Origin of the sequence: Paraburkholderia sp. J94, from assembly GCF_905220285.1 — a bacterium.
Classification (GTDB): Bacteria; Pseudomonadota; Gammaproteobacteria; order Burkholderiales; family Burkholderiaceae; genus Paraburkholderia; species Paraburkholderia tropica_A.
In genome coordinates this window covers 13,867-31,411 of the sequence record NZ_CAJMZH010000010.1, presented here as the reverse complement: position 1 = coordinate 31,411, position 17,545 = coordinate 13,867, and the positions used below count along the sequence as shown (strand labels likewise).

At 64.8% G+C, this 17,545-nt stretch carries 17 protein-coding genes and 1 pseudogene; 8 read left to right on the top strand and 10 right to left on the bottom strand.

Annotated features, from left to right (window positions below; all coding sequences use genetic code 11):
- Positions 1-102: 102 nt before the first annotated feature.
- Positions 103-337: pseudogene (locus U4Y88_RS22020) on the bottom strand (thiamine pyrophosphate-binding protein); the annotation flags it as partial.
- 4 nt (positions 338-341) lie between these two features.
- Positions 342-1,061: an IclR family transcriptional regulator gene (locus U4Y88_RS22015; RefSeq protein WP_321786699.1), complete on the bottom strand. Its 720-nt coding sequence runs from the start codon at positions 1,059-1,061 to the stop codon at positions 342-344.
- A gap of 172 nt (positions 1,062-1,233) precedes the next feature.
- Between U4Y88_RS22015 and U4Y88_RS22010 the strand changes: the two genes are divergently transcribed.
- On the top strand, positions 1,234-1,986 hold the full coding sequence (locus U4Y88_RS22010; protein WP_321786327.1) for an SDR family oxidoreductase: 753 nt from the start codon (positions 1,234-1,236) through the stop codon (positions 1,984-1,986).
- A 9-nt stretch (positions 1,987-1,995) separates the two neighbouring features.
- Here the strand turns inward: U4Y88_RS22010 and U4Y88_RS22005 are convergent, their stop codons facing one another.
- A complete protein-coding gene (locus U4Y88_RS22005; RefSeq protein WP_321786326.1) occupies positions 1,996-3,318 on the bottom strand; it encodes a serine hydrolase in 1,323 nt (440 codons plus the stop codon).
- Positions 3,319-3,689: 371 nt separating this feature from the next.
- Here U4Y88_RS22005 and U4Y88_RS22000 point away from each other — a divergent pair, with 371 nt between their 5' ends.
- Complete coding sequence (locus U4Y88_RS22000) at positions 3,690-4,751, top strand: porin (protein WP_224017649.1); 1,062 nt, start codon at positions 3,690-3,692, stop codon at positions 4,749-4,751.
- 45 nt (positions 4,752-4,796) lie between these two features.
- Positions 4,797-5,171, top strand: coding sequence for a BON domain-containing protein (locus U4Y88_RS21995; RefSeq protein ID WP_321786324.1), 375 nt, complete (start codon positions 4,797-4,799; stop codon positions 5,169-5,171).
- 55 nt (positions 5,172-5,226) lie between these two features.
- Here the strand turns inward: U4Y88_RS21995 and U4Y88_RS21990 are convergent, their stop codons facing one another.
- The 4 genes from U4Y88_RS21990 to U4Y88_RS21975 all read right to left on the bottom strand — a co-directional run bounded on the left by U4Y88_RS21990 (position 5,227) and on the right by U4Y88_RS21975 (position 11,398).
- The gene (locus tag U4Y88_RS21990) at positions 5,227-7,158 is read right to left on the bottom strand and encodes an alkyl/aryl-sulfatase (protein WP_415774484.1); all 1,932 of its coding nucleotides are present in this window, start codon (positions 7,156-7,158) and stop codon (positions 5,227-5,229) included.
- An 84-nt stretch (positions 7,159-7,242) separates the two neighbouring features.
- Entirely contained in the window at positions 7,243-8,556 is a 1,314-nt protein-coding gene (locus tag U4Y88_RS21985; protein ID WP_321786320.1) for an MFS transporter, read from the bottom strand.
- Between the two features lie 76 nt (positions 8,557-8,632).
- Entirely contained in the window at positions 8,633-9,814 is a 1,182-nt protein-coding gene (locus tag U4Y88_RS21980) for an acyl-CoA dehydrogenase family protein (RefSeq protein WP_321786318.1), read from the bottom strand.
- Positions 9,815-9,826: 12 nt separating this feature from the next.
- A complete protein-coding gene (locus tag U4Y88_RS21975) occupies positions 9,827-11,398 on the bottom strand; it encodes an AMP-binding protein (protein WP_321786315.1) in 1,572 nt (523 codons plus the stop codon).
- A 94-nt stretch (positions 11,399-11,492) separates the two neighbouring features.
- On the opposite strand from U4Y88_RS21975, the gene U4Y88_RS21970 reads away from it, so the two are divergent.
- Together U4Y88_RS21970 and chrA are read left to right on the top strand one after the other, a co-directional pair.
- Positions 11,493-12,410, top strand: a complete 918-nt coding sequence (locus tag U4Y88_RS21970; RefSeq protein WP_321786314.1) for a LysR family transcriptional regulator — start codon at positions 11,493-11,495, stop codon at positions 12,408-12,410.
- A gap of 80 nt (positions 12,411-12,490) precedes the next feature.
- Complete coding sequence (chrA, locus tag U4Y88_RS21965) at positions 12,491-13,747, top strand: chromate efflux transporter (RefSeq protein ID WP_321786312.1); 1,257 nt, start codon at positions 12,491-12,493, stop codon at positions 13,745-13,747.
- 2 nt (positions 13,748-13,749) lie between these two features.
- Here the strand turns inward: chrA and U4Y88_RS21960 are convergent, their stop codons facing one another.
- Positions 13,750-14,799 carry a questin oxidase family protein gene (locus tag U4Y88_RS21960; protein ID WP_321786310.1) on the bottom strand — a complete coding sequence of 350 codons (1,050 nt, stop codon included), beginning with the start codon at positions 14,797-14,799 and terminating at the stop codon, positions 13,750-13,752.
- 37 nt (positions 14,800-14,836) lie between these two features.
- Between U4Y88_RS21960 and soxR the strand changes: the two genes are divergently transcribed.
- The 3 genes from soxR (at position 14,837) to U4Y88_RS21945 (ending at position 16,084) form a co-directional block, all read left to right on the top strand.
- A complete protein-coding gene (soxR, locus tag U4Y88_RS21955; RefSeq protein WP_224017667.1) occupies positions 14,837-15,322 on the top strand; it encodes a redox-sensitive transcriptional activator SoxR in 486 nt (161 codons plus the stop codon).
- A 99-nt stretch (positions 15,323-15,421) separates the two neighbouring features.
- Complete coding sequence (locus U4Y88_RS21950) at positions 15,422-15,826, top strand: GFA family protein (protein WP_321786308.1); 405 nt, start codon at positions 15,422-15,424, stop codon at positions 15,824-15,826.
- 69 nt (positions 15,827-15,895) lie between these two features.
- Complete coding sequence (locus U4Y88_RS21945) at positions 15,896-16,084, top strand: pyridoxamine 5'-phosphate oxidase family protein (protein WP_321786306.1); 189 nt, start codon at positions 15,896-15,898, stop codon at positions 16,082-16,084.
- Between the two features lie 34 nt (positions 16,085-16,118).
- Here the strand turns inward: U4Y88_RS21945 and U4Y88_RS21940 are convergent, their stop codons facing one another.
- On the bottom strand, positions 16,119-16,931 hold the full coding sequence (locus U4Y88_RS21940) for a class I SAM-dependent methyltransferase (RefSeq protein WP_321786304.1): 813 nt from the start codon (positions 16,929-16,931) through the stop codon (positions 16,119-16,121).
- A 145-nt stretch (positions 16,932-17,076) separates the two neighbouring features.
- A complete protein-coding gene (locus tag U4Y88_RS21935) occupies positions 17,077-17,367 on the bottom strand; it encodes a hypothetical protein (protein ID WP_321786302.1) in 291 nt (96 codons plus the stop codon).
- Positions 17,368-17,545 lie beyond the last annotated feature (178 nt).

Genomic DNA, 17,545 nt, shown 5'->3' with positions numbered 1-17,545 from the left:
GTCGGGCGCGCATGGCGCGTTCCCGTCGCTTTCTCCGCATCCTGATGGCGGCCCAAACCGACGCTATCCGCCCGGATCGGTGGCGAAATGGCGGGCCTGATCGAGCACGGGCATGTGATCGAGCCGCGCTTCGTGGACGCCGTCAGCAGATGTGCGGCGCCCGGCCCCGACATGGCGATGCAGACGCCGAGCCTGCCGCTGAACTTCGCACAAGCGCTCGCCATGAACGCGGCCATTTCCTTCTGACGTGCCTGCACTCAGTCCATTTTCCCGTGGCACGCAGCAAGGCGCCGAACGGGCCGTTGATGCGGTCGCCGGGATAGCCGCTCAACCGCATCGACTCAGCACTTGATAAGGTTGAACAGATCGCGCATCGAGCGCTTCGCCAAGCGGCGCATGAAGGCCGGATTGAGCCGCGTGGCGGGACCGCCCGCGCTGAGCGCCGCCACGACTTTCCCGCGCACCCGCAACGGCAGCGCGACGCAATTCAGATCGCGCTCGGAGGCTTCCATATCGACCGCGAAGCCTTCCGCGCCGATCGTCGTCAGTTCCGTTTCGAGGTCGGACGAAATGCGCCGCGCACCGCGCAAGCGGCCCGCAAGCACCGGATCGTTGGCGAGGAAAATCTTGCCCGCCGCCGAGGTAATCAACGCATCGCGACGCGCATCGGCGGGCAGGCTCAACGCGCGTCCGTCGCCATCGAGCGCATCGAGAATGAGATACGCGCGCGTGCCGCCCGGCACCGTGAGAAAGCAGTTTTCGCCGCACATTTCGTTGAATGCGCGCAATGCCGGTGCGAACGACTTGCGCAGCGTGTCGCTTTGCGCGCGGACCGGACGCGCCGTCGATTCCAGTCGATGGCCCAGCGCATAGCGCGTCCGCTCGCGCGTGACGTAGCCCATTTCGACCAGCGTATCAAGCACGCCGTGGACGGTGCTTTTGCTCAGACCGACCGCGTCGGCGAGTTCGCCCAGTCGCGCCGATCCGCCCAGTTCGCTGAGCGCTTCGAGCAGGCGCATGGCCCGTTGGACCGACTGAATTGATCGCGCCTCATGTTCCATATTCACGTTCCCTCGACTTCTCCAGATTACTACCGGCAGCGGCTCGCACACTCCACTCGCCGCAAAAATTCGGCCGTGGCGAACTTCGCACTAATTCGACGCACGCCGGTCACGGCCTGCCGCCGGGGCTGCTTATAGTACCCGCTCGAATCTGAATGGCAAGGAGCCGGAAATGGAACTCGGTTTGGCGGGTGCGAAGGTATTGGTCAGCGGCGGCTCGCGCGGCATCGGGCGCGCGATTGTCGAAGCGTTCGTCGCGGAAGGCGCGCGCGTGGGATTTTGTGCGCGCGGCGCGGCGGGCGTGCGCGATACCGAGGCGACGCTCGGTGAGCGCGTGTTCGGCGCGGCCGTCGACGTGACCGATCCCGTTGAAGTCGACGCCTGGGTCGAGGCGAGCGCGGCGAAGATGGGTGGCATCGACATCATCGTGCCGAATGTGAGCGCGCTCGCGGGCGGCGGCGAACTCGCGACGTGGCGAGCCGCGTTCGAAACCGATCTGCTCGGCACGGTGAGTTTCTTCAATGCTGCCCTGCCGTTTCTACGCGATTCGGCGGCGGCGTCGGTCGTGCTGATTTCGAGCGTGTCGGGCCGCGAGGTCGATCGTTTCGCCGAGCCTTATGGCGTGCTCAAGGCCGCGTTGACCCACTACGGCAAGACGCTCTCCGCGCGCCATGCGAAGGAAGGCATCCGCGTGAATACGGTGTCGCCAGGCAACGTGTATTTCGCGGACGGCGTGTGGGGATCGATCGAGCGCAACGAGCCGGAAACGTTCGCGCAGTGCCTGGCCGCGAATCCGATGGGACGCATGGCCAGGCCGGACGAAGTCGCGAACGCGACGGTGTTTCTCGCGAGCCGCGCGGCGAGCTTCACGACGGGCACCAACTTTCTCGTCGATGGCGGGCTCACCCAGGGCGTGCAGTTCTAGATCAGTGCGTCAGTGCGCGTTGCCTCGCGCCGCCTTCGCGATCGCCATGACGGCGCGATGCAGGGCGTCGGCCGTGTCGAGCGGCGCGTGCTCGATCGCGCCGCCCGCGGCGCTGGTCGGGCGCGCGGCCTGATCGGGCGACGACGAAAACTTGACGACCGTGAGGCGCGCGCGCGGATCGATCACGATCGCCTGGCCGAAGCGGCCGCTCGCCGCGAAGCTGCCGTCGCCGTCGTTCAGTTGATACCAGTAGTCGCGATAGCCGTAGCCCGGGCGGCCCGGCGCGAGATTGCCTTTCGCGAAGGCCGCGGCGTTCGAAGCTGGCTGCAAGGCGAGACGCGTGGCGCGCGAAGGAAAGCGCGTGTCGTCGCCCGCCGCGCTCGTCCGCACGAGTTCACCGAAACGCGCTGCGTCGCGCAGCGTGGTGTTGAGGCCGCCGCTGGCCATTTCCGTGCCCGTACGGTCGACGACGATATCGGCGCCATCGTCGGCGAGCTTGCTCCAGATCGATCGCGAGGCGAGCGCGCTCCACGACTCGCCGCTCACGCGGCGGATCGCCCACGCAACCGCTTCGGGCGAGCCGTTCTGGTAGTACCAGCGCTCGCCCGCGCGCGCGTCGGGCGACGGCAACGCGACTTTCAGAAAGCCGTGGATGCTGTCGGGCGCGCCGCTCGCGCGCGGCACGAAACCCACCGCCGCGAACAGTCCGAGGTCCGGCGGCAGCGCGGCCGGATAGCGCACGGGCACTTCCATGTCGAGATTCTGCTGGAGCGTGGCGTCGCCGAACGGCGTGCCCGCCAGTTCGGGCACATACGTCGAGAGCGGCGCTTGCGGCGCGAGTTTGCCCGCGACGATCAGTTGCGCGGCGAGCAGGCCGGTCACCGATTTCGTCATCGACGCCCACATGTGCGTCTGATGCGGACCGAAGCCGTCGAAGTAACGTTCCATCACGATCCGCCCATCGCGCACGACGATAAAGCCGTCCGTTTCCGTGCGGCGCAGATAGTCGCTGAGCGTGAGCGTCGTGCCGTCGACGTTGAACACGATGGCATCGGGATCGATTTGCTCGCCAGCGGGCAGTGCGAGCGGTTCGCGCGCGCGTTCGAGATTCGCGGTGGGAATCAGCATGCGCGTGTTGCGCAGACGCCAGCGTAGCGTGGGTGCTTGAGCTTGTGTCCGGGCTTGAGTTTGTGCGCTAACGGCGGCGTTGCCGTTCGCTGCGGCTTCCGTGTCGCGTGGGGTTTGCGCGTGAGCCATCAGCGAGCATGCGCTCGCCGCGCTGAATACCCACGCGAGCAGCGCGCCATGCGGACGTGAACCAAAGCGTTTCATATCTGTGCCGTCTCCGATTTCATGCGTTGATTTGCACGCGAATCTGCGCGATCGGATGACTTTGAAAGACGCGGCCGGCATCGTCAAGTGCGCATCGGGCATAGCGGCATAGCCATCAGGCATGACATCGCGGTTGCCCTTGCGCGCGCTAATCCACGCTGATCCACGCGACTTCACACCGCCTCGCGTTTACACGGACATTTCCACCAGGAATGCATCTATTCCCGACGCTTGATGGCCGATGCCGCCCTGCTGTTCCACACTACGTCAAGGCGGCTTCAATCGTGCTGAACCTCGCCCTGACGAACAGCGATATCGCCGCCACACATCATTACGGAAACCTGATTAAATAAAAAGAATGAAGGAGACAAATGAAAAAGCTTGTTCTGGCTGCGCTGCTGGGCGGCCTGTCACCCTGTATTTCCTGGGCGCAATCGAGCGTCACGCTTTATGGCGACATCGGCGGCGGTATCCGTTGGGTCAATAATCAGAAAGGCGGCAACGTATTCGGCTTCAATAACAATATTCTCGCGGTGAATCGCTTCGGCCTTTACGGCAAGGAGGATCTCGGCAACGGTCTCGCCGCGATCTTCAAACTCGAAAGCGGCTTCAACAGCGGGACCGGAGCGTTGAAGAACGCGAGCGTGCTGTTTTCACAGGCGGCTTTCGTCGGCATCACGGGTGGCTTCGGGCGGCTCACTTTCGGCCGTCAGGTCAGCGCGAGCGAGTATTTCGCCACGCTCGTCGACCCGACCGGCGGCCAGGCCCAGTCGCTCGCCATCGAGCCGAACGCGCTGTACTTCTTCAATTACTTCACGAACGACACCCGCTTCAACAACACAATCAGCTATATCGGCCACACGGGCGGATTCAAGTTCGGCGCGAGCTATTCGCCCGGCGGCGTGGCCGGCAACACTCGCTCGGGCACCAATGTGTCCACGACCGCCATGTATCAATGGGGTCCGGCGCTGGGCGGCTTCGGCTATCAGAAAACATGGAATGCGGCCGCGACGCAATGGGCGCAGACCTTCCATGCGGGCGGATCGCTTCAACTCGGTCCCGCGCGTCTTTACCTGAGTTATGCCGATTTCAGCGTGAGCGCTGCAACAAATGGCGCACCGACGCGGCGCGATCATATTCCGAGCATCGGCATTCTGGTCGTCCCCACGCCTTCGCTGCAATTCACGGCGGCGGCCTATTACGACGACGCGCATCATCTCGCGAATGCGAAGAACGGCGACGGGCACAAGGTCACGACCTATGCGATGGCCGAGTACTACCTGTCGAAGCGCACCGAGTTGTACGCGGAAATCGATTACAACGGTTTTTCCGGGGCTTATCGCACCGATGCGTTGAATATCGCCGGACTGGGCATGCGCTCCGGCGCGAGTTCGACGACCGGCGTTTCTCTCGGTCTCATGACGCGGTTCTAGGCCGCTGCACCGCACTTTCCTCGTACCGCGTTATTCATACGTCAAATGAAACTATCCCACCCTTTCTCATGTTTCGCGGTCGTTGCGATATTCGCCGCGACCAGCGGGCATGCACTTGCGCAATCCGCACAATCCACACAATCCGCATCTTCATCGGCCGCTACGCCGCTCGCCGCGAGCAATACGAAAGCGGTCCGCGCCGCCAACCGCAAACTCGCGCATCGCGTCGAAAACGCCCTGGCGCGCACGCGCGGCCTCAATTCCGCACGCATTATCGTGACCGCACGCGACGGCCGCATCACGCTCTCGGGCGCGGTGAACTATAACGAGCAGATTCCGCTCGCCACCGACGCCGCACGCAAGGTCGAAGGCGTCACCGACGTCGAGAACCGCATTCGCGCAACGGGCGCTTCGCTCTGATCCACGAATCCGCTGCATCCGGCGCAAAGCATGAAGCCGGATGCAGCCCGCACCCTCAAGGCTCGACGACGTTGAAGCGTCCGTCGGGCTTTTCCAGCGTGCGTAGAAACGCGCCGAACAACGCCGCCGCGCCGTCCAGCGCGATCTCGCCTTGCGCGACGGCGGCGCCAAATTGCGTCTCCCCGAGCAGGATGCGATCGAGCGTCGCGCGCGTCATCGCCACGCCCAGATCGTGCCCGTCGCGATGCGGCGTCGCCGACCACGTGAGCGCGCCGTGCTTCAAATACAGCGCGTAACGCGCGTCGCGGTCGGTGAAATGCCAGCTCATGCGGATATCGAGCGTCTGCGCCTTGAGGCCGTCGATCATCACCGCGAGGTAATCGAAGAACGCGCCTTCGCTGAGCGAGCGCACGAGATCGTGACTGCGCATCGTGTGCCCGGCGCCCGCGCCCGGCCCCTCGCGCAGCTCGCGCGCGCCGAGTAGATACGCATTGCGCCACGTCGCCGATTCCGCCTGGAAACCCATCTGTTCGAGCGCCGCCGCGCCGAGTTCGCGCGCCTCGCGCAACGTGGGCTGTGCAAACACGAGACGGTTCATCACCTCCGCGACCCAGCGATAGTCGCCGCGCGCGAAATCGCGGTGCGCGCGTTCGAGCATCGCCTGCGCGCCGCCCATGTATTCGACGTAGCGCGGCGCGGACTGCTCGTCGGGCAGCGCGTGCAGATGCGCGGGGTTGCCGTCGTACCAGCTCAAATAGCGCTGATAAATCGCCTTGACGTTGTGGGACACCGTGCCGTAGTAGCCGCGCGCGTGCCATTGCGCCGCGAGCGTGTCGGGCAGCGTCATCTGCTCGGCGATTTCAGCGGCATTCAGGCCGCGATTGATGAGCCGCAGCGTCTGGTCGTGCAGATACTTGTAGAGGTCGCGCTGCTGTTCGAGAAAGCGCGTGAGGCGCGCCGTCCCCCAGGTCGGCCAATGATGCTGCGCGAACACGACATCCGCGCCGCCCGCATAGCGTTCGAGCGCCTGATTGAGGTAGCGCGACCACAGCTTCGCATTGCGCACCTGCGCGCCGCGCAGCGGACAGAGATTGTGCAGCGTGCGCGTGCCGTTCTCCGCCACGTTCAGCGCGTGCAGTTTCGGGAAGAAGAAATGCATTTCCGCGGGCGCTTCGCTATCGGGCGTCAGTTGAAACACGATTTCCACGCCATCGATCACATGTGTTTCGGTTTCCTGATGAATCAGTTGCGTTGGTTCGATCAGTGTTACGGTGCCCATCGGCATCGTCTTGCCGAGCCCTGCGTCGATCTGGCAACACGCGTTGCGCGCGAGCGTCTGGCCGAACTGGAATTGCGAGCGGCGCTCCATGGCCGTGCCTGCCAGCACGTTCTCCGAGACCGCCTCTTCCATGAAGCCCACAGGCGCGATGACCGCCACCTCGCCCGCGCGCACGCGCGCCTCGTCGATCACGCCCTTCACGCCGCCGAAGTGATCGGTATGGCTGTGGCTGTAGATCACGGCGAGCGCGGGGCGGCGCGGCCGGTGCGCGTAGTAGAGATCGAGCGCGGCCTGCGCCGTCTCGCGGCACGTGAGCGGATCGATCACGATCAGGCCGGTATCGCCTTCGATCAGCGTCATGTTCGACAGATCAAAGCCGCGCACCTGATAGATGCGCGAGGTGACTTCGAACAGCCCGTGCAGACGGTTCAGGCGCGCCTGCCGCCACAAGGCCGGGTTGGCCGTGGGCGGCGCGGTGGCGTCGTCGAGGAACGCATAGTCGGCCATGCTCCAGACGAGGCGGCCATAGGCGTCGCGAATCTCGGCGTCGGGAATCGTGCCGATGAAACCGCGCCGGGCTTCTTCGAAGTCGAGGTCGTCGTCGGCGGGCAGCGTCAGCAAGGCTTGCTGTTGTGCCTCGCGGGTCGCGTCGGTCGCGCGCTGCACGGGAAGCGCCGTCGGCGTCAGAGTTGAGGACGTGTTGTGCATGTGATGAGGGAATGAGAGAAGCGCGGGCTCGATGGCCCGCGCAGGAAAGCGTCTGTGTTTACCGTTGCGGTAACGAAGGCGCGCTCAGGACGTGACGGCTTGCGCTTCACGCACGGGGCGCAGCGCGGCACGCGAGCGCTGCGGATCGAGCCAGCGTGCGCACAGCACGCCGCAGCCGATCAGCACGAAGCCGCACAGCACGCACGATTGCTCGAAGCCGAGCGCGGTGGCGCGCGAACCGGCCGCATGCTGGATCAGCACGCCGGTCAGCACCGGCGCGGCGAGGCCCGCCAGCGAACCAATGGCGTTGCTCAGCGCGAGGACCGCGCCGCGCTGCCCGTCCGGTGCGACTTCGCTGAGCATGGCCGGGCCGACCGAGTACATCGCCAGCGTGAGACCGCTGCTCAAGGTGAGCATCAGCACTTTCACGAGCGGCGCGAATTCGGGCAGATAGACCGAGAAACGCAGCACGCCCGCGACCATCAGCGTCACGGCGATGAACACGCCGCGCGCCTTGCGCGACGGCACGCCCTTGCCGAGCAGATGCTGCGAGTACCATGCGAGCCCGAGACCCATCGGCGTGGTGATGGCGACGAACAGCGCGAACAGCCGCCCCGAACTCGCGGCGCTGTAACCGAGACCGGCCTGGAGATAGTGCGGCATCCACGTGAGGCTCGTGGCGAGCACCCAGTTGGCCGCGAAATGCCCGCAGAAGTTGCCGACCACGGTGCGGTCGGCCAGCAGCGTGCGCCAGGGCACGCGCCGTGCGTCGCGCTCGGCGCGCGGGCGTTCGAGCGGACCTTCGGCGCCCAGCAGCAGCCAGCACGCGCACCAGACGAAACCCAGCACGGCGAGCACCGCGAAGTTCGCGCGCCAGCCCCAGCGCGCGGTGATCAGCGGAATGGCCAGCCCGGCCACGAACAGGCCCAGCGCGCTGCCTTGATAGAGGACGGCCGCAGGCAAGCCGCGCTTCTGGTCCGGGAACCACTTGTAGAGCGCGTGCAGCGAAACCGGCGACGCCGGTCCCTCGCCCGCGCCGAGCAGCACGCGCGTGACGAGCACGACCGTCATCGAACTGGCGAACAGCATCGGCAATTGCAACAGCGACCACGACAGCGCCATCAACAGCAAAATCGCGCGCGTGGCCACGCGGTCGGCGAGCACGCCGCCCACCACGGCCGCGATGGCGAACAGCCAGTTGAGGCTGCCGCCGATCAGGCCGAACTGCGTGGGTGTGAGACCGAGGTCCCGCATCATCGGCACGGAGACCATGCCGAACACCACCTTGTCGAGAAAATTCACCATCATCATCAGCGCGAGCATGATGGCGATCGACCACGCGCGCGCGGGCCGATAGGGGTTGGCTACGCTGCGGGATTCGCTGCCGTATGCGGACATCCTTGTCTCCGATCTTTTCTTTTTTGCGGTGGCTTTTTATCAGCCATTCATTCGCAGATTCGCGGGGCTTTGCTGCTTATGCGCCCTGACCGCCCGGGTCGAGAATCGCGCGGGCGATCGTGTTGCGCTGAATCTCGCTCGTGCCCGTGAAAATGCGGAACATGCGCAGCTTGCGGAACGCCTGCTCCACCGGATGATGGCGCGTGACGCCCACGTTGCCGTGAATCTGCACGGCCTTGTCGGCAATCTCGAAGCAGCGCTCGGAGACGAACACCTTGCACGCCGCCGCTTTCATGCGCAGGTCGCCACCGGCATCGGCGAGCGCGGCAGTTTGCGCGATCATGCTTTCGCAGGCCCACAACGCCGCCGCCATATCGGCCAGCATGTGCTGGATCGCCTGAAAGCGCGCGATCGGTCCGCCGAATTGCCGCCGGCTGCGCGCGTAGTCGAGCGACGCCTGATACGCCGAGGTAGCGAGCCCGAGCATCGTCGGGCAATGCAGCAGCCGGTTCACGTTGATACGCGACATGCCGAGCTTGAAACCGTTGCCCGCGCCGCCGAAGAGATTGGCGCGCGGCACGCGCACCTGATCGAAGCGAATATCGGCATCGATATGCTGGCCCGACATCGGCACGTATTCCTGCTCGACCGTCACGCCCGGCAAGTCGAGATCGACGAGCACCGCGCTGATAGCGGGCGGCGTCGTGCTCGCATCGGTCACGCACATGACGATGGCGAAGTCCGCGAACGGCGCGCCGCTGATGTAGTGCTTGTGACCGGTGACGATCAGATCGTCGCCGTCTACGATGGCCGTGGTCGTGATGCTTTGCGCGTCCGAGCCCGAATGCGGCTCGGTCAGCGCGAAACACGTGGACTTCTCGCCCCGAATCACCGGCATGAAATAGCGCTGCAACTGGTCGGGCGTGGCGTACTTGAGCATGTTGCCGACGCGCGGCGGGCCGCCCAGGTCGCCGAGCACGTGCATCGCGAGCGAGCAGCCGCTCGCTGCGAGATCGGCTTTCAACGCACATTGCTGCAAGATCGAAAATCCCTTGCCGCCCAGTTGCACGGGCAGGCACGCCGAGTAGAAGCCCAGTTCGGCGGAACGCTTCCACACGCGGCGCAAGACCTCCCTGGGCCAGACGCTTTCCGAATCGAGCCCGAGTTCGCGCTCCATCGGCAAGAGTTCATCGGCGACGAAGCGGCGAATGCCTTCGCGCGTGGCGTCGAATGTCGGATCGCTAACCTGCTCGAACATGTTTTGGATTCCTTAGTTGACGCGACGATCTGCGCCTTGCCAGTATTGTTCGCGCACGATCTTGCGCGCGATCTTGCCGCTCGCGTTGCGCGGAAGTTCGGTGACGAAGCTGATCGAGCGCGGCAGTTTGTAGTCGGCCAGCAAGCTGCGGCAATGCGCGACCAGCACATCCTGATTCGCGGTGCGCTGCGGCTTGAGCACGACGGCCGCCTTCACGCCCTCGCCCCAGCGCTCGTCGGGCACGCTGAACACGCACGCTTCGAGCACATCGGGATGCTGATACAGCACGGCCTCGACTTCGGTCGGATAGACGTTGAAGCCGCCGGAAATGATCATGTCTTTCTTGCGGTCGACGAGATACAGATAGCCGTCCTCGTCGGTGCGCGCGAGATCGCCGGTCATCAGCCAGCCGTTGACGAGCACGTCGGCGCTCAGTTCCGGCTCGCCCCAGTAGCCCTTGAACACGTCCTCGCCACGCACCGCGATCTCGCCGACCTCGCCAGCCGGAAGCGGCTTGCCGTCCTCGCCCATCACGCACACTTCGGTCTCGCCCATCGGCCGCCCGCAGGACGCGAGTCGCTCGGGCCGCTGCGCGATGGCGTAAGCGTGGTCGGCGACCGAAAGACGCGTGACGCCCGAGGTCGATTCGCTCGCGCCATAGCCTTGCGAGAGAATCGGGCCGAACCGCGCCCAGGCTTCCTGGATACGCGCGGGCGCCATCGGCGCGGCGCCGTACGAGAGCGATTTCAGCGCGCTCAGGTCGGTGCGCGCGAGTGCGGGCTCGTTGAGCAGCATGTTGATCATCGCGGGCACCATGAACACGTGCGTGACGCGCAGACGTTCGAGATCCGCGAGGAATGGCGCGGGCTCGAAGGTGTCGAACAGCACGAGCGTCGCGCCGCAATAGAGGAACGGCTGCATGAGCATGCCCGACGCATGCGTGATCGGCCCGACCAGCGCGAGGCGGTCGCCGGGACGCGGCTGCGTGTCCATGCCCATCAGCAGCTTGCGCAGCGACGCCATGCGATTGCCGTAGCTCTGCATCGCCGCCTTGATCTTGCCCGTCGAGCCCGACGAGAAGTGCAGCACCGCGAGGTCATCCGCCTGACTGACGATGTCGAGCGGTTGCGCGCTCGCCTGGGCAAGCAGCGTTTCGTAGCCGCTGTAGTGATCGGCATGGCCACCCGCGCTACCCGGGTCGCCGAGGGCGATGAACGTCTCCACGCTCTCGAAGCCCCGCGTCGTGCGCGTGTAGCCCGTATAGCCGCGCCCGGCGATCAGCACGCGCGGCGTGCAGTTTTCCGCGACGTCGGACGCCTCCGCCGCCGTGAAGCGCGGATTGAGCGCCGCCTTCACGAGCCCGGCCTTGTACAGCGCGCATTCGATCTCGACAAGTTCCGTGCAATTGCGCGACTGCACCGCCACGCGGTCGCCGCGTTGCAGGCCGAGCGCGATGAGCGCATGCGCGAGCTGGTTCGAGCGCGCTTCCAGTTGCCGGTAAGTCAGCGGACGATCGCGATGGATCACGGCAGGCACGTCGCCCCAGAAGGAGGCAGCGCGCCGCAGAAAATACGGAAAGCTCATTCAGGTCTCCAGTGAATGTCGAACCAGTGTGTAAGATATCGGTCATCACCGCAATGAAGCACTGGATATAAACCCATAACCAAGAGGAATGGGCATGGAGACACGCGATCTGGACTATCTGCTCGAAGTCCATCGCTGCGGCAGCATCGGCAAGGCGGCGGAGGCGCTCGGCATGAGCCAGCCCGCGCTGACCAAGGCCATCAAGCGCATCGAGAACGAAGTGGGACTGGCGGTGTTTCACCGCAGCCCGAACGGCGTCGCGCTCACGCCGGGCGGCACGGTGTTTGTCGAGCGCGCGCGGCGCATCGCGCTCGAATACGACGACGCGCTCAAGGAACTCCGCGCGATCCAGACCGGCGAACAGGGCATTCTGCGCGTGGGTTATTCGCCGACGGTGCCCGACTCGATCGTGCTGCGCGCCTGCCGCCAGTTGATGAACGAGCGGCCCGCGGCGCGGCTGCGTCTGCGCCGGCGGCTCGCCAGCGACCTCTTCACGCTGATGAAGGCGGGCGAGCTGGACATGGCGGTCGCGCCGGAGCCGCCGGACATGAGCAACGAATTCGACACGCTGCCGCTGTTTCGCGACCGTCTGCACGTGATGGCCGACGACTCGCATCCGCTGCACCACAAAACGCGGCTCCGGCTGCGCGATCTGGTGAACGAGGAATGGCTGCTGCCGGGTTCGAACATTCCGCTGCGCCGTCAGGTCAACGACGCCTTCCGGCGCCAGGGATTGCCGGAACCGTCGCTGCGCGTCGAAACGGACTTCGCTGTGCCCGCGCTGCTCGAATTGCTGCGCGGCTCGCGCATGCTCTGCATCGCGGGCAATGCGGCGGCCAATGCGCAGCGCGGCATCCTGCCGTTGAATATCGACGAACAGGAGCTGGACCTCACGCGCAGTGTCGGCGCGGTGCTGCGCGCCGGCGGTTACGTCTCGCCGCTTGCGCAGCGGCTCGTGGAACTGCTGCAGCGCGCGCGGCCCAGCCCGGGCAGTCTTGCGCCGATGGAGTGAGCGCGCGGCTATCGTCGGCGCGCGCGTGCCGGTAATATCCATCCGATCGCGGCCCTTTCAATCAGCGGAATGCAGCCAACATGGATAGCGGCATGACCTCGTCGAGCCCGGCCCGCAGCGGCTCCGCGCCCGAAGTGTTCGCGGTCTTTCTGCGGCTCGGGCTGACTTCGTTCGGCGGCCCCGTCGCGCATCTCGGCTATTTCCGCCGCGAGTTCGTCGAGCGCCGCCGATGGCTCGACGACGAAACCTTCACCGATCTCGTCGGCCTATGCCAGTTCCTGCCGGGACCGGCCAGCAGTCAGACCGGATTTTCCATCGGCCTCTTGCGGGCGGGATGGCTCGGCGGCCTCGCCGCCTGGTGCGGATTCACGCTGCCTTCCGTGCTGCTGATGCTCGCTTTCGCCGCGATTTCGCCGCGCCTCGACGGTCCGGTCGGCACGGGATTGATTCATGGGCTGAAACTCGTTGCGGTCGCGGTCGTCGCGCAGGCCGTCTGGGACATGGCGCGACGGCTTTGTCCCGATCGACGGCGCGCCGCGATTGCCCTCGCCGGGCTTGCTGTCTCCTGCGCGCTGACGAGCGTCTATGCGCAGCTTGTGGTGATCGCCTTTGGCGCGGCGCTCGGGTTCGTGCTTTGCCAGCCGGTGGTGTCGAAGGATGCGTCGAAGGATGCGTCGGCGAACACGGCCGGGCCGAGACAGCACGCGCACGAATTCCGCGTTTCCCATGCGGCGGGCGGCGTCGCGCTCGTGCTGTTCTGCGCCCTGCTATTTGGACTTCCGACGCTGACACACACCGACGCCGGACACGCGATCCGCCTGTTCGACGGCTTCTTTCGTTCCGGCGCGCTCGTGTTCGGCGGCGGTCACGTCGTGCTGCCGCTGTTGCAGCAGCAGACGGTCGCGACGGGCTGGGTGTCGTCGAATGACTTTCTCGCCGGTTACGGGGCCGCTCAGGCCGTGCCCGGCCCGCTCTTTACTTTCGCGGCCTATCTCGGCTGGATGGCGGAGCCATCGCGCCACTGGGCCGGGACGCTCCTCGCGACGGTCGGCATTTTTCTGCCGGGGCTGCTGCTGGTGCTGGCCGCGCTGCCGTACTGGCAAGCGCTGCGCGCGCGCCCGTCGATGACCGCCGTGCTTTCGGGCGTCAACGCGGCGGTCGTCGGGCTTCTGGCGGCCGCGCTCTACTCGCCCGTCTGGACCAGCGCCGTGCGTTCCGGGATCGACTTTGCCATCGCCGCGATTGGCTTTTTTCTGTTGACGCGCTGGAAGATACCGCCGCTTGCCGTTGTCGTGATCTGCGCGCTGGCAGGTATCGCCGAGGCTATGCTGAAATAGGCTTACGACACGAGTCTTGCCGCTGAAGCGAGATAAAGCGGCGATGGGTCGCGTCGATGCTCGCAAAGACACGTGTAGGTCATTTTGATCACGTGATCGTCATCGGATGCGATTGCCAATCGGCACACGTCAGGCCATTCGATACCGCGATCCACGATGTCCGCATGCGTTCCTGTGTGTTCGCCCACCGTGGCGTAAGCGGCACACAGTGCGAACCACAACGCGGGCATCAATTGCGAAACAAGCGCGTCGTCGAGCAGCGCAAAAATAACTCGCACGGCGCGTGTGACCGTCACAGTGTGCAGAATCGTGAAGTCCGGTCTGTGCCAGTAGGCATTGATGGTCGCTCGCGCGAGATCGTCCAGCAAATTGGCGCGAGTGGGAGGCGCGAGCACGGCGATATCGAATCGCGGATCGGCAGCAACGGCACGTATACGCGCTGTGATCGAATCCTGCGTGAATGCCACCCCGCCGAATGCTTTGGCGATGTGATCGAAAGACTCTACAGCCTCCGCTTCGCGGCGACGTTCATCCGGCCGAATCTCAATCGGAAGATGCGATGAAATCAACGACGCGAGTCCCGCTGCAATCTCGCCCGCATGCCCGGCTTCAACGCCATACGCCAGCCGGATAATCGCGTGAAAAGCCTGTGTCGCGGGCGCAAAAGCGACTTCACTGAACACGGTTTTGATAACTGCTGCGGCCCCGGCATCCGCGATCCAGTCGAGAAAACAAAGGCGCAATGCGCCGAATGCCGCCCGTTCGCCCACATGCGTTTGCCATTCGCGACGCGAGATGCGCGTGACGACCGGCGGCGCATTCAACGCGTATTTGAGCGCCCACATTTCGAAGAACGCTTGCAGGCGGGCGGGCGACGCGCCCATTTCCGCCAACGCCACGAGCGCCATCGGGCAGTGGTTCGTCGTGCCTTTCGCCGCGAGATCGAAGCGTGCATTCGCATCGAGCAATTCGTTCAACTTGACGTGTAACGGGTCATCGCGCATCTCGACGCCTATTGAATCAGGAAGGGAAATCGCATTGTTAAAGTTCAAGTACACTTGAAGTCAAGAGAAAACGCAGGGACGACTCATGACCGGGACGGCGCTCACGATCGGCGAGCTGGCTAAACGCTCTGGCGTGGCGGCAAGCGCGATTCGCTTCTACGAGGATCAAGGGCTCATCAGCGGCACGCGCACGGGCGGCGGCCACCGGCTGTATCGCCGGGACATGCTGCGTCGCGTGGGCTTCATCCGCGCGGCGCAGGCAGTCGGTTTGAATCTCGCGGAGATTCGGTCAGCGCTGGCCACTTTGCCGAATCAGCGCACGCCCACGAAAGCGGATTGGACACGCCTTTCACGTGCGTGGCAGCCGCTCATTCAGGAGCGCATCGACGGCCTCATCGCGTTGCGCGATCAGCTTGCGTCCTGCGTGGGTTGTGGCTGCCTCTCGCTCAAATCCTGCGCGCTCTACAATCCGGGAGACGCCGCGCGTCGGCGCGGCAGCGGTGCGCGGTATCTGATGGGCGATACGGCGCGCGCCGTGCTGGCCGAGAATAACGCCGGAAAACAGAAGTGAATTCGGCTGCGGGGCATCGACCGACTGCCGGGTTTCGGCGGCGACCGCTCGAAGCATCACCATTTCCCTATTCACGCAATCGCCATACGAGGCGTCTGAATGCCCTTCACCGGTAGCTGCCTGTGCAAGTCTGTCCGATACGAAATCGACAGCCTCGACTCCCCCATCGCGCATTGCCATTGCGTGACCTGCCGTAAAGCGCACGCCGCCGCGTTCGCCACGACGGCTCGCGTCATGCGCGATCATTTCCGCTGGACGGCGGGCGCGGATCGGTTACGCAGTTTCGAGTCTTCCGCGGGCAAGTTTCGGCACTTCTGTTCGGCCTGCGGTACGCATCTCATCGCCGAGCGGCCGGTGCAGCCGCACGTGATTCTCCGCGTCCCCACGCTCGATGACGATCCCGGCGTCAAACCGGTCATGCACATCTGGACATCGCACGACGCGCCGTGGCTGCAAGACCCCGAGGCGATTGCGCATCATCGCGAATGGCCGCCCGAGCACTGAACCGCTCACGCGCTCGACGTGCTATTTTGAATCGTCGACAATGCGCTTTCCGCCCAAACGGAGACGACGATGCTGAACGACGCGGTGCTTGCAGCGATGAATAAAAGCGTGCTCTGCTGGCTCGCGCCCGTCGACGCGGACGGTTCTGCGAATGTTTCGCCAAAGGCACCGAGCTATCGGCTTTACCCGGAAACGTCCGAGACACAGCAAGTCGAATCGGCGATGCCAAGCTACGGCGTGCAGCCCGCCGTCATTTGATTTGCCGGGCTAACACGCTCGCGCGACAACGCCCCTATCCCGCCGCCACAATCACGTGCGCCTGAATTTTTCCGGCCACGGGACGTTCGCCATGGCGGCTGACAATCGCCTCCGTCGCGCGGTCCATTGCGAACTCCAGCAAGCTCGCGTCGCGCGCCTCGATTTCGTTGCGTAGCGGCGTGCCCAGGCAATAGGCCGTCGCGGCCTCGCGTGCCGAAGGCGCGTGACTTACCGCCTCGTGCGTCTCGATCGCGATATCGGCGAATCCGGCGCGCGTCAGTTCCGCCCGGATCACACCGGTATCGTGATAGCCGTGCGGCGTGCGTGCGAGGAATCGTGGCGGATCGTGCGGAAATACGGTGGCCAGCGCGCGGGTGACGTCGTCGGCGAAGGCGTTGTCTTCGATACGATCCCACACGCTCAAAACAAAGCGTCCGCCGGATTTCAGCACGCGACGCGCCTCGGCGTAACCGGCAATCCGATCGGGAAAGAACATCGCGCCGAACTGGCAAACGACGATATCGAATGACGCATCCGCGAACGGCAGCGCGAGCGCATCCGCTTGCCGCCATTCGATACGGCGATCGGCGCCTTGCCTGGAAGCGGCATAGTCGAGCATCGGCTGGTTCAGGTCGGTGACGACATAGCGCGCGCCCGCGTGCAGTTTTGGCGCGAGCGCCCGCGTGACCGCGCCGCTGCCCGCCGCCGTTTCGAGCACCGCGTCGGGCGAGAACGACGCGACGAGCGCGGCCGTCTCGGCGGCATAGGTCTCGAAGATCAGAGGGACCATCAGCGTGTCGTAGAACTTCGGGATCGAACCCGCGAACACCTTGTCGCGTTCAGTCATGGCAGCCCCTCGAATGCGCTTCAGGGCTTCATGTTGGGCGCGCCTCGTGGTCGCGTCAACATCGTCCGGCGATCCGTTCCAGCGAGTCGAGCCGCGCCCGTGCGCGATGCTCAACCTGCGTTTCAGTTCCGTTCAGGACGCGTGGTCAGTTAAACGTGACGTCTGCGAGAAATGTGGCGAAGTAATCGTCGTCGAGCCAGCCCGACACATGCTGCGATGCCTCGATGCGCAGGATTTCCCTCTGGCCTTTATCGGTGAGGATGGCGATCTGGAGTGTCGGGAGGAATTTGGTGCTGGGAGGCGGTTTCTGATCGAGGATATCGATCAGGCCTTGCGAGCGGAGTGAGGTAAAAATTGCCGGTCGCTTATGCCACGGTATCTGGCGATGCAAGGCAAGTCGGAGAGCTTCAAGTACGGCGCCATTGTTGAATTCCATGAGCTTCCTTCTGGTGTTCGACCAAGTTCGGCTAAATCGTTCTGCAGGCTCTGAACACGCAAGGTAACACATGAAGCGGTCTGGACGATGACGCACACTGGAAAGCATTCGTTCCAGAAGAATAAAGCAACGCAGCAGGCAAGTAAGGGCTGGTAAGCAGAGAGGGCATCGCTGCCCT

Bases quoted from the DNA above. Each gene is read 5' to 3' on its own strand.
- soxR (WP_224017667.1), top strand. From the start codon at position 14,837: ATGACCGGGACGGCGCTCACGATCGGCGAGCTGGCTAAACGCTCTGGC.
- U4Y88_RS22000 (WP_224017649.1), top strand. From the start codon at position 3,690: ATGAAAAAGCTTGTTCTGGCTGCGCTGCTGGGCGGCCTGTCACCCTGT.
- U4Y88_RS21940 (WP_321786304.1), bottom strand. From the start codon at position 16,931: ATGACTGAACGCGACAAGGTGTTCGCGGGTTCGATCCCGAAGTTCTAC.
- U4Y88_RS21975 (WP_321786315.1), bottom strand. From the start codon at position 11,398: ATGAGCTTTCCGTATTTTCTGCGGCGCGCTGCCTCCTTCTGGGGCGAC.
- chrA (WP_321786312.1), top strand. From the start codon at position 12,491: ATGGATAGCGGCATGACCTCGTCGAGCCCGGCCCGCAGCGGCTCCGCG.
- U4Y88_RS22015 (WP_321786699.1), bottom strand. From the start codon at position 1,061: ATGGAACATGAGGCGCGATCAATTCAGTCGGTCCAACGGGCCATGCGC.
- U4Y88_RS22005 (WP_321786326.1), bottom strand. From the start codon at position 3,318: ATGAAACGCTTTGGTTCACGTCCGCATGGCGCGCTGCTCGCGTGGGTA.
- U4Y88_RS21950 (WP_321786308.1), top strand. From the start codon at position 15,422: ATGCCCTTCACCGGTAGCTGCCTGTGCAAGTCTGTCCGATACGAAATC.
- U4Y88_RS21980 (WP_321786318.1), bottom strand. From the start codon at position 9,814: ATGTTCGAGCAGGTTAGCGATCCGACATTCGACGCCACGCGCGAAGGC.
- U4Y88_RS21990 (WP_415774484.1), bottom strand. From the start codon at position 7,158: ATGCACAACACGTCCTCAACTCTGACGCCGACGGCGCTTCCCGTGCAG.
- U4Y88_RS21945 (WP_321786306.1), top strand. From the start codon at position 15,896: ATGCTGAACGACGCGGTGCTTGCAGCGATGAATAAAAGCGTGCTCTGC.
- U4Y88_RS21995 (WP_321786324.1), top strand. From the start codon at position 4,797: ATGAAACTATCCCACCCTTTCTCATGTTTCGCGGTCGTTGCGATATTC.
- U4Y88_RS22010 (WP_321786327.1), top strand. From the start codon at position 1,234: ATGGAACTCGGTTTGGCGGGTGCGAAGGTATTGGTCAGCGGCGGCTCG.
- U4Y88_RS21935 (WP_321786302.1), bottom strand. From the start codon at position 17,367: ATGGAATTCAACAATGGCGCCGTACTTGAAGCTCTCCGACTTGCCTTG.
- U4Y88_RS21970 (WP_321786314.1), top strand. From the start codon at position 11,493: ATGGAGACACGCGATCTGGACTATCTGCTCGAAGTCCATCGCTGCGGC.
- U4Y88_RS21985 (WP_321786320.1), bottom strand. From the start codon at position 8,556: ATGTCCGCATACGGCAGCGAATCCCGCAGCGTAGCCAACCCCTATCGG.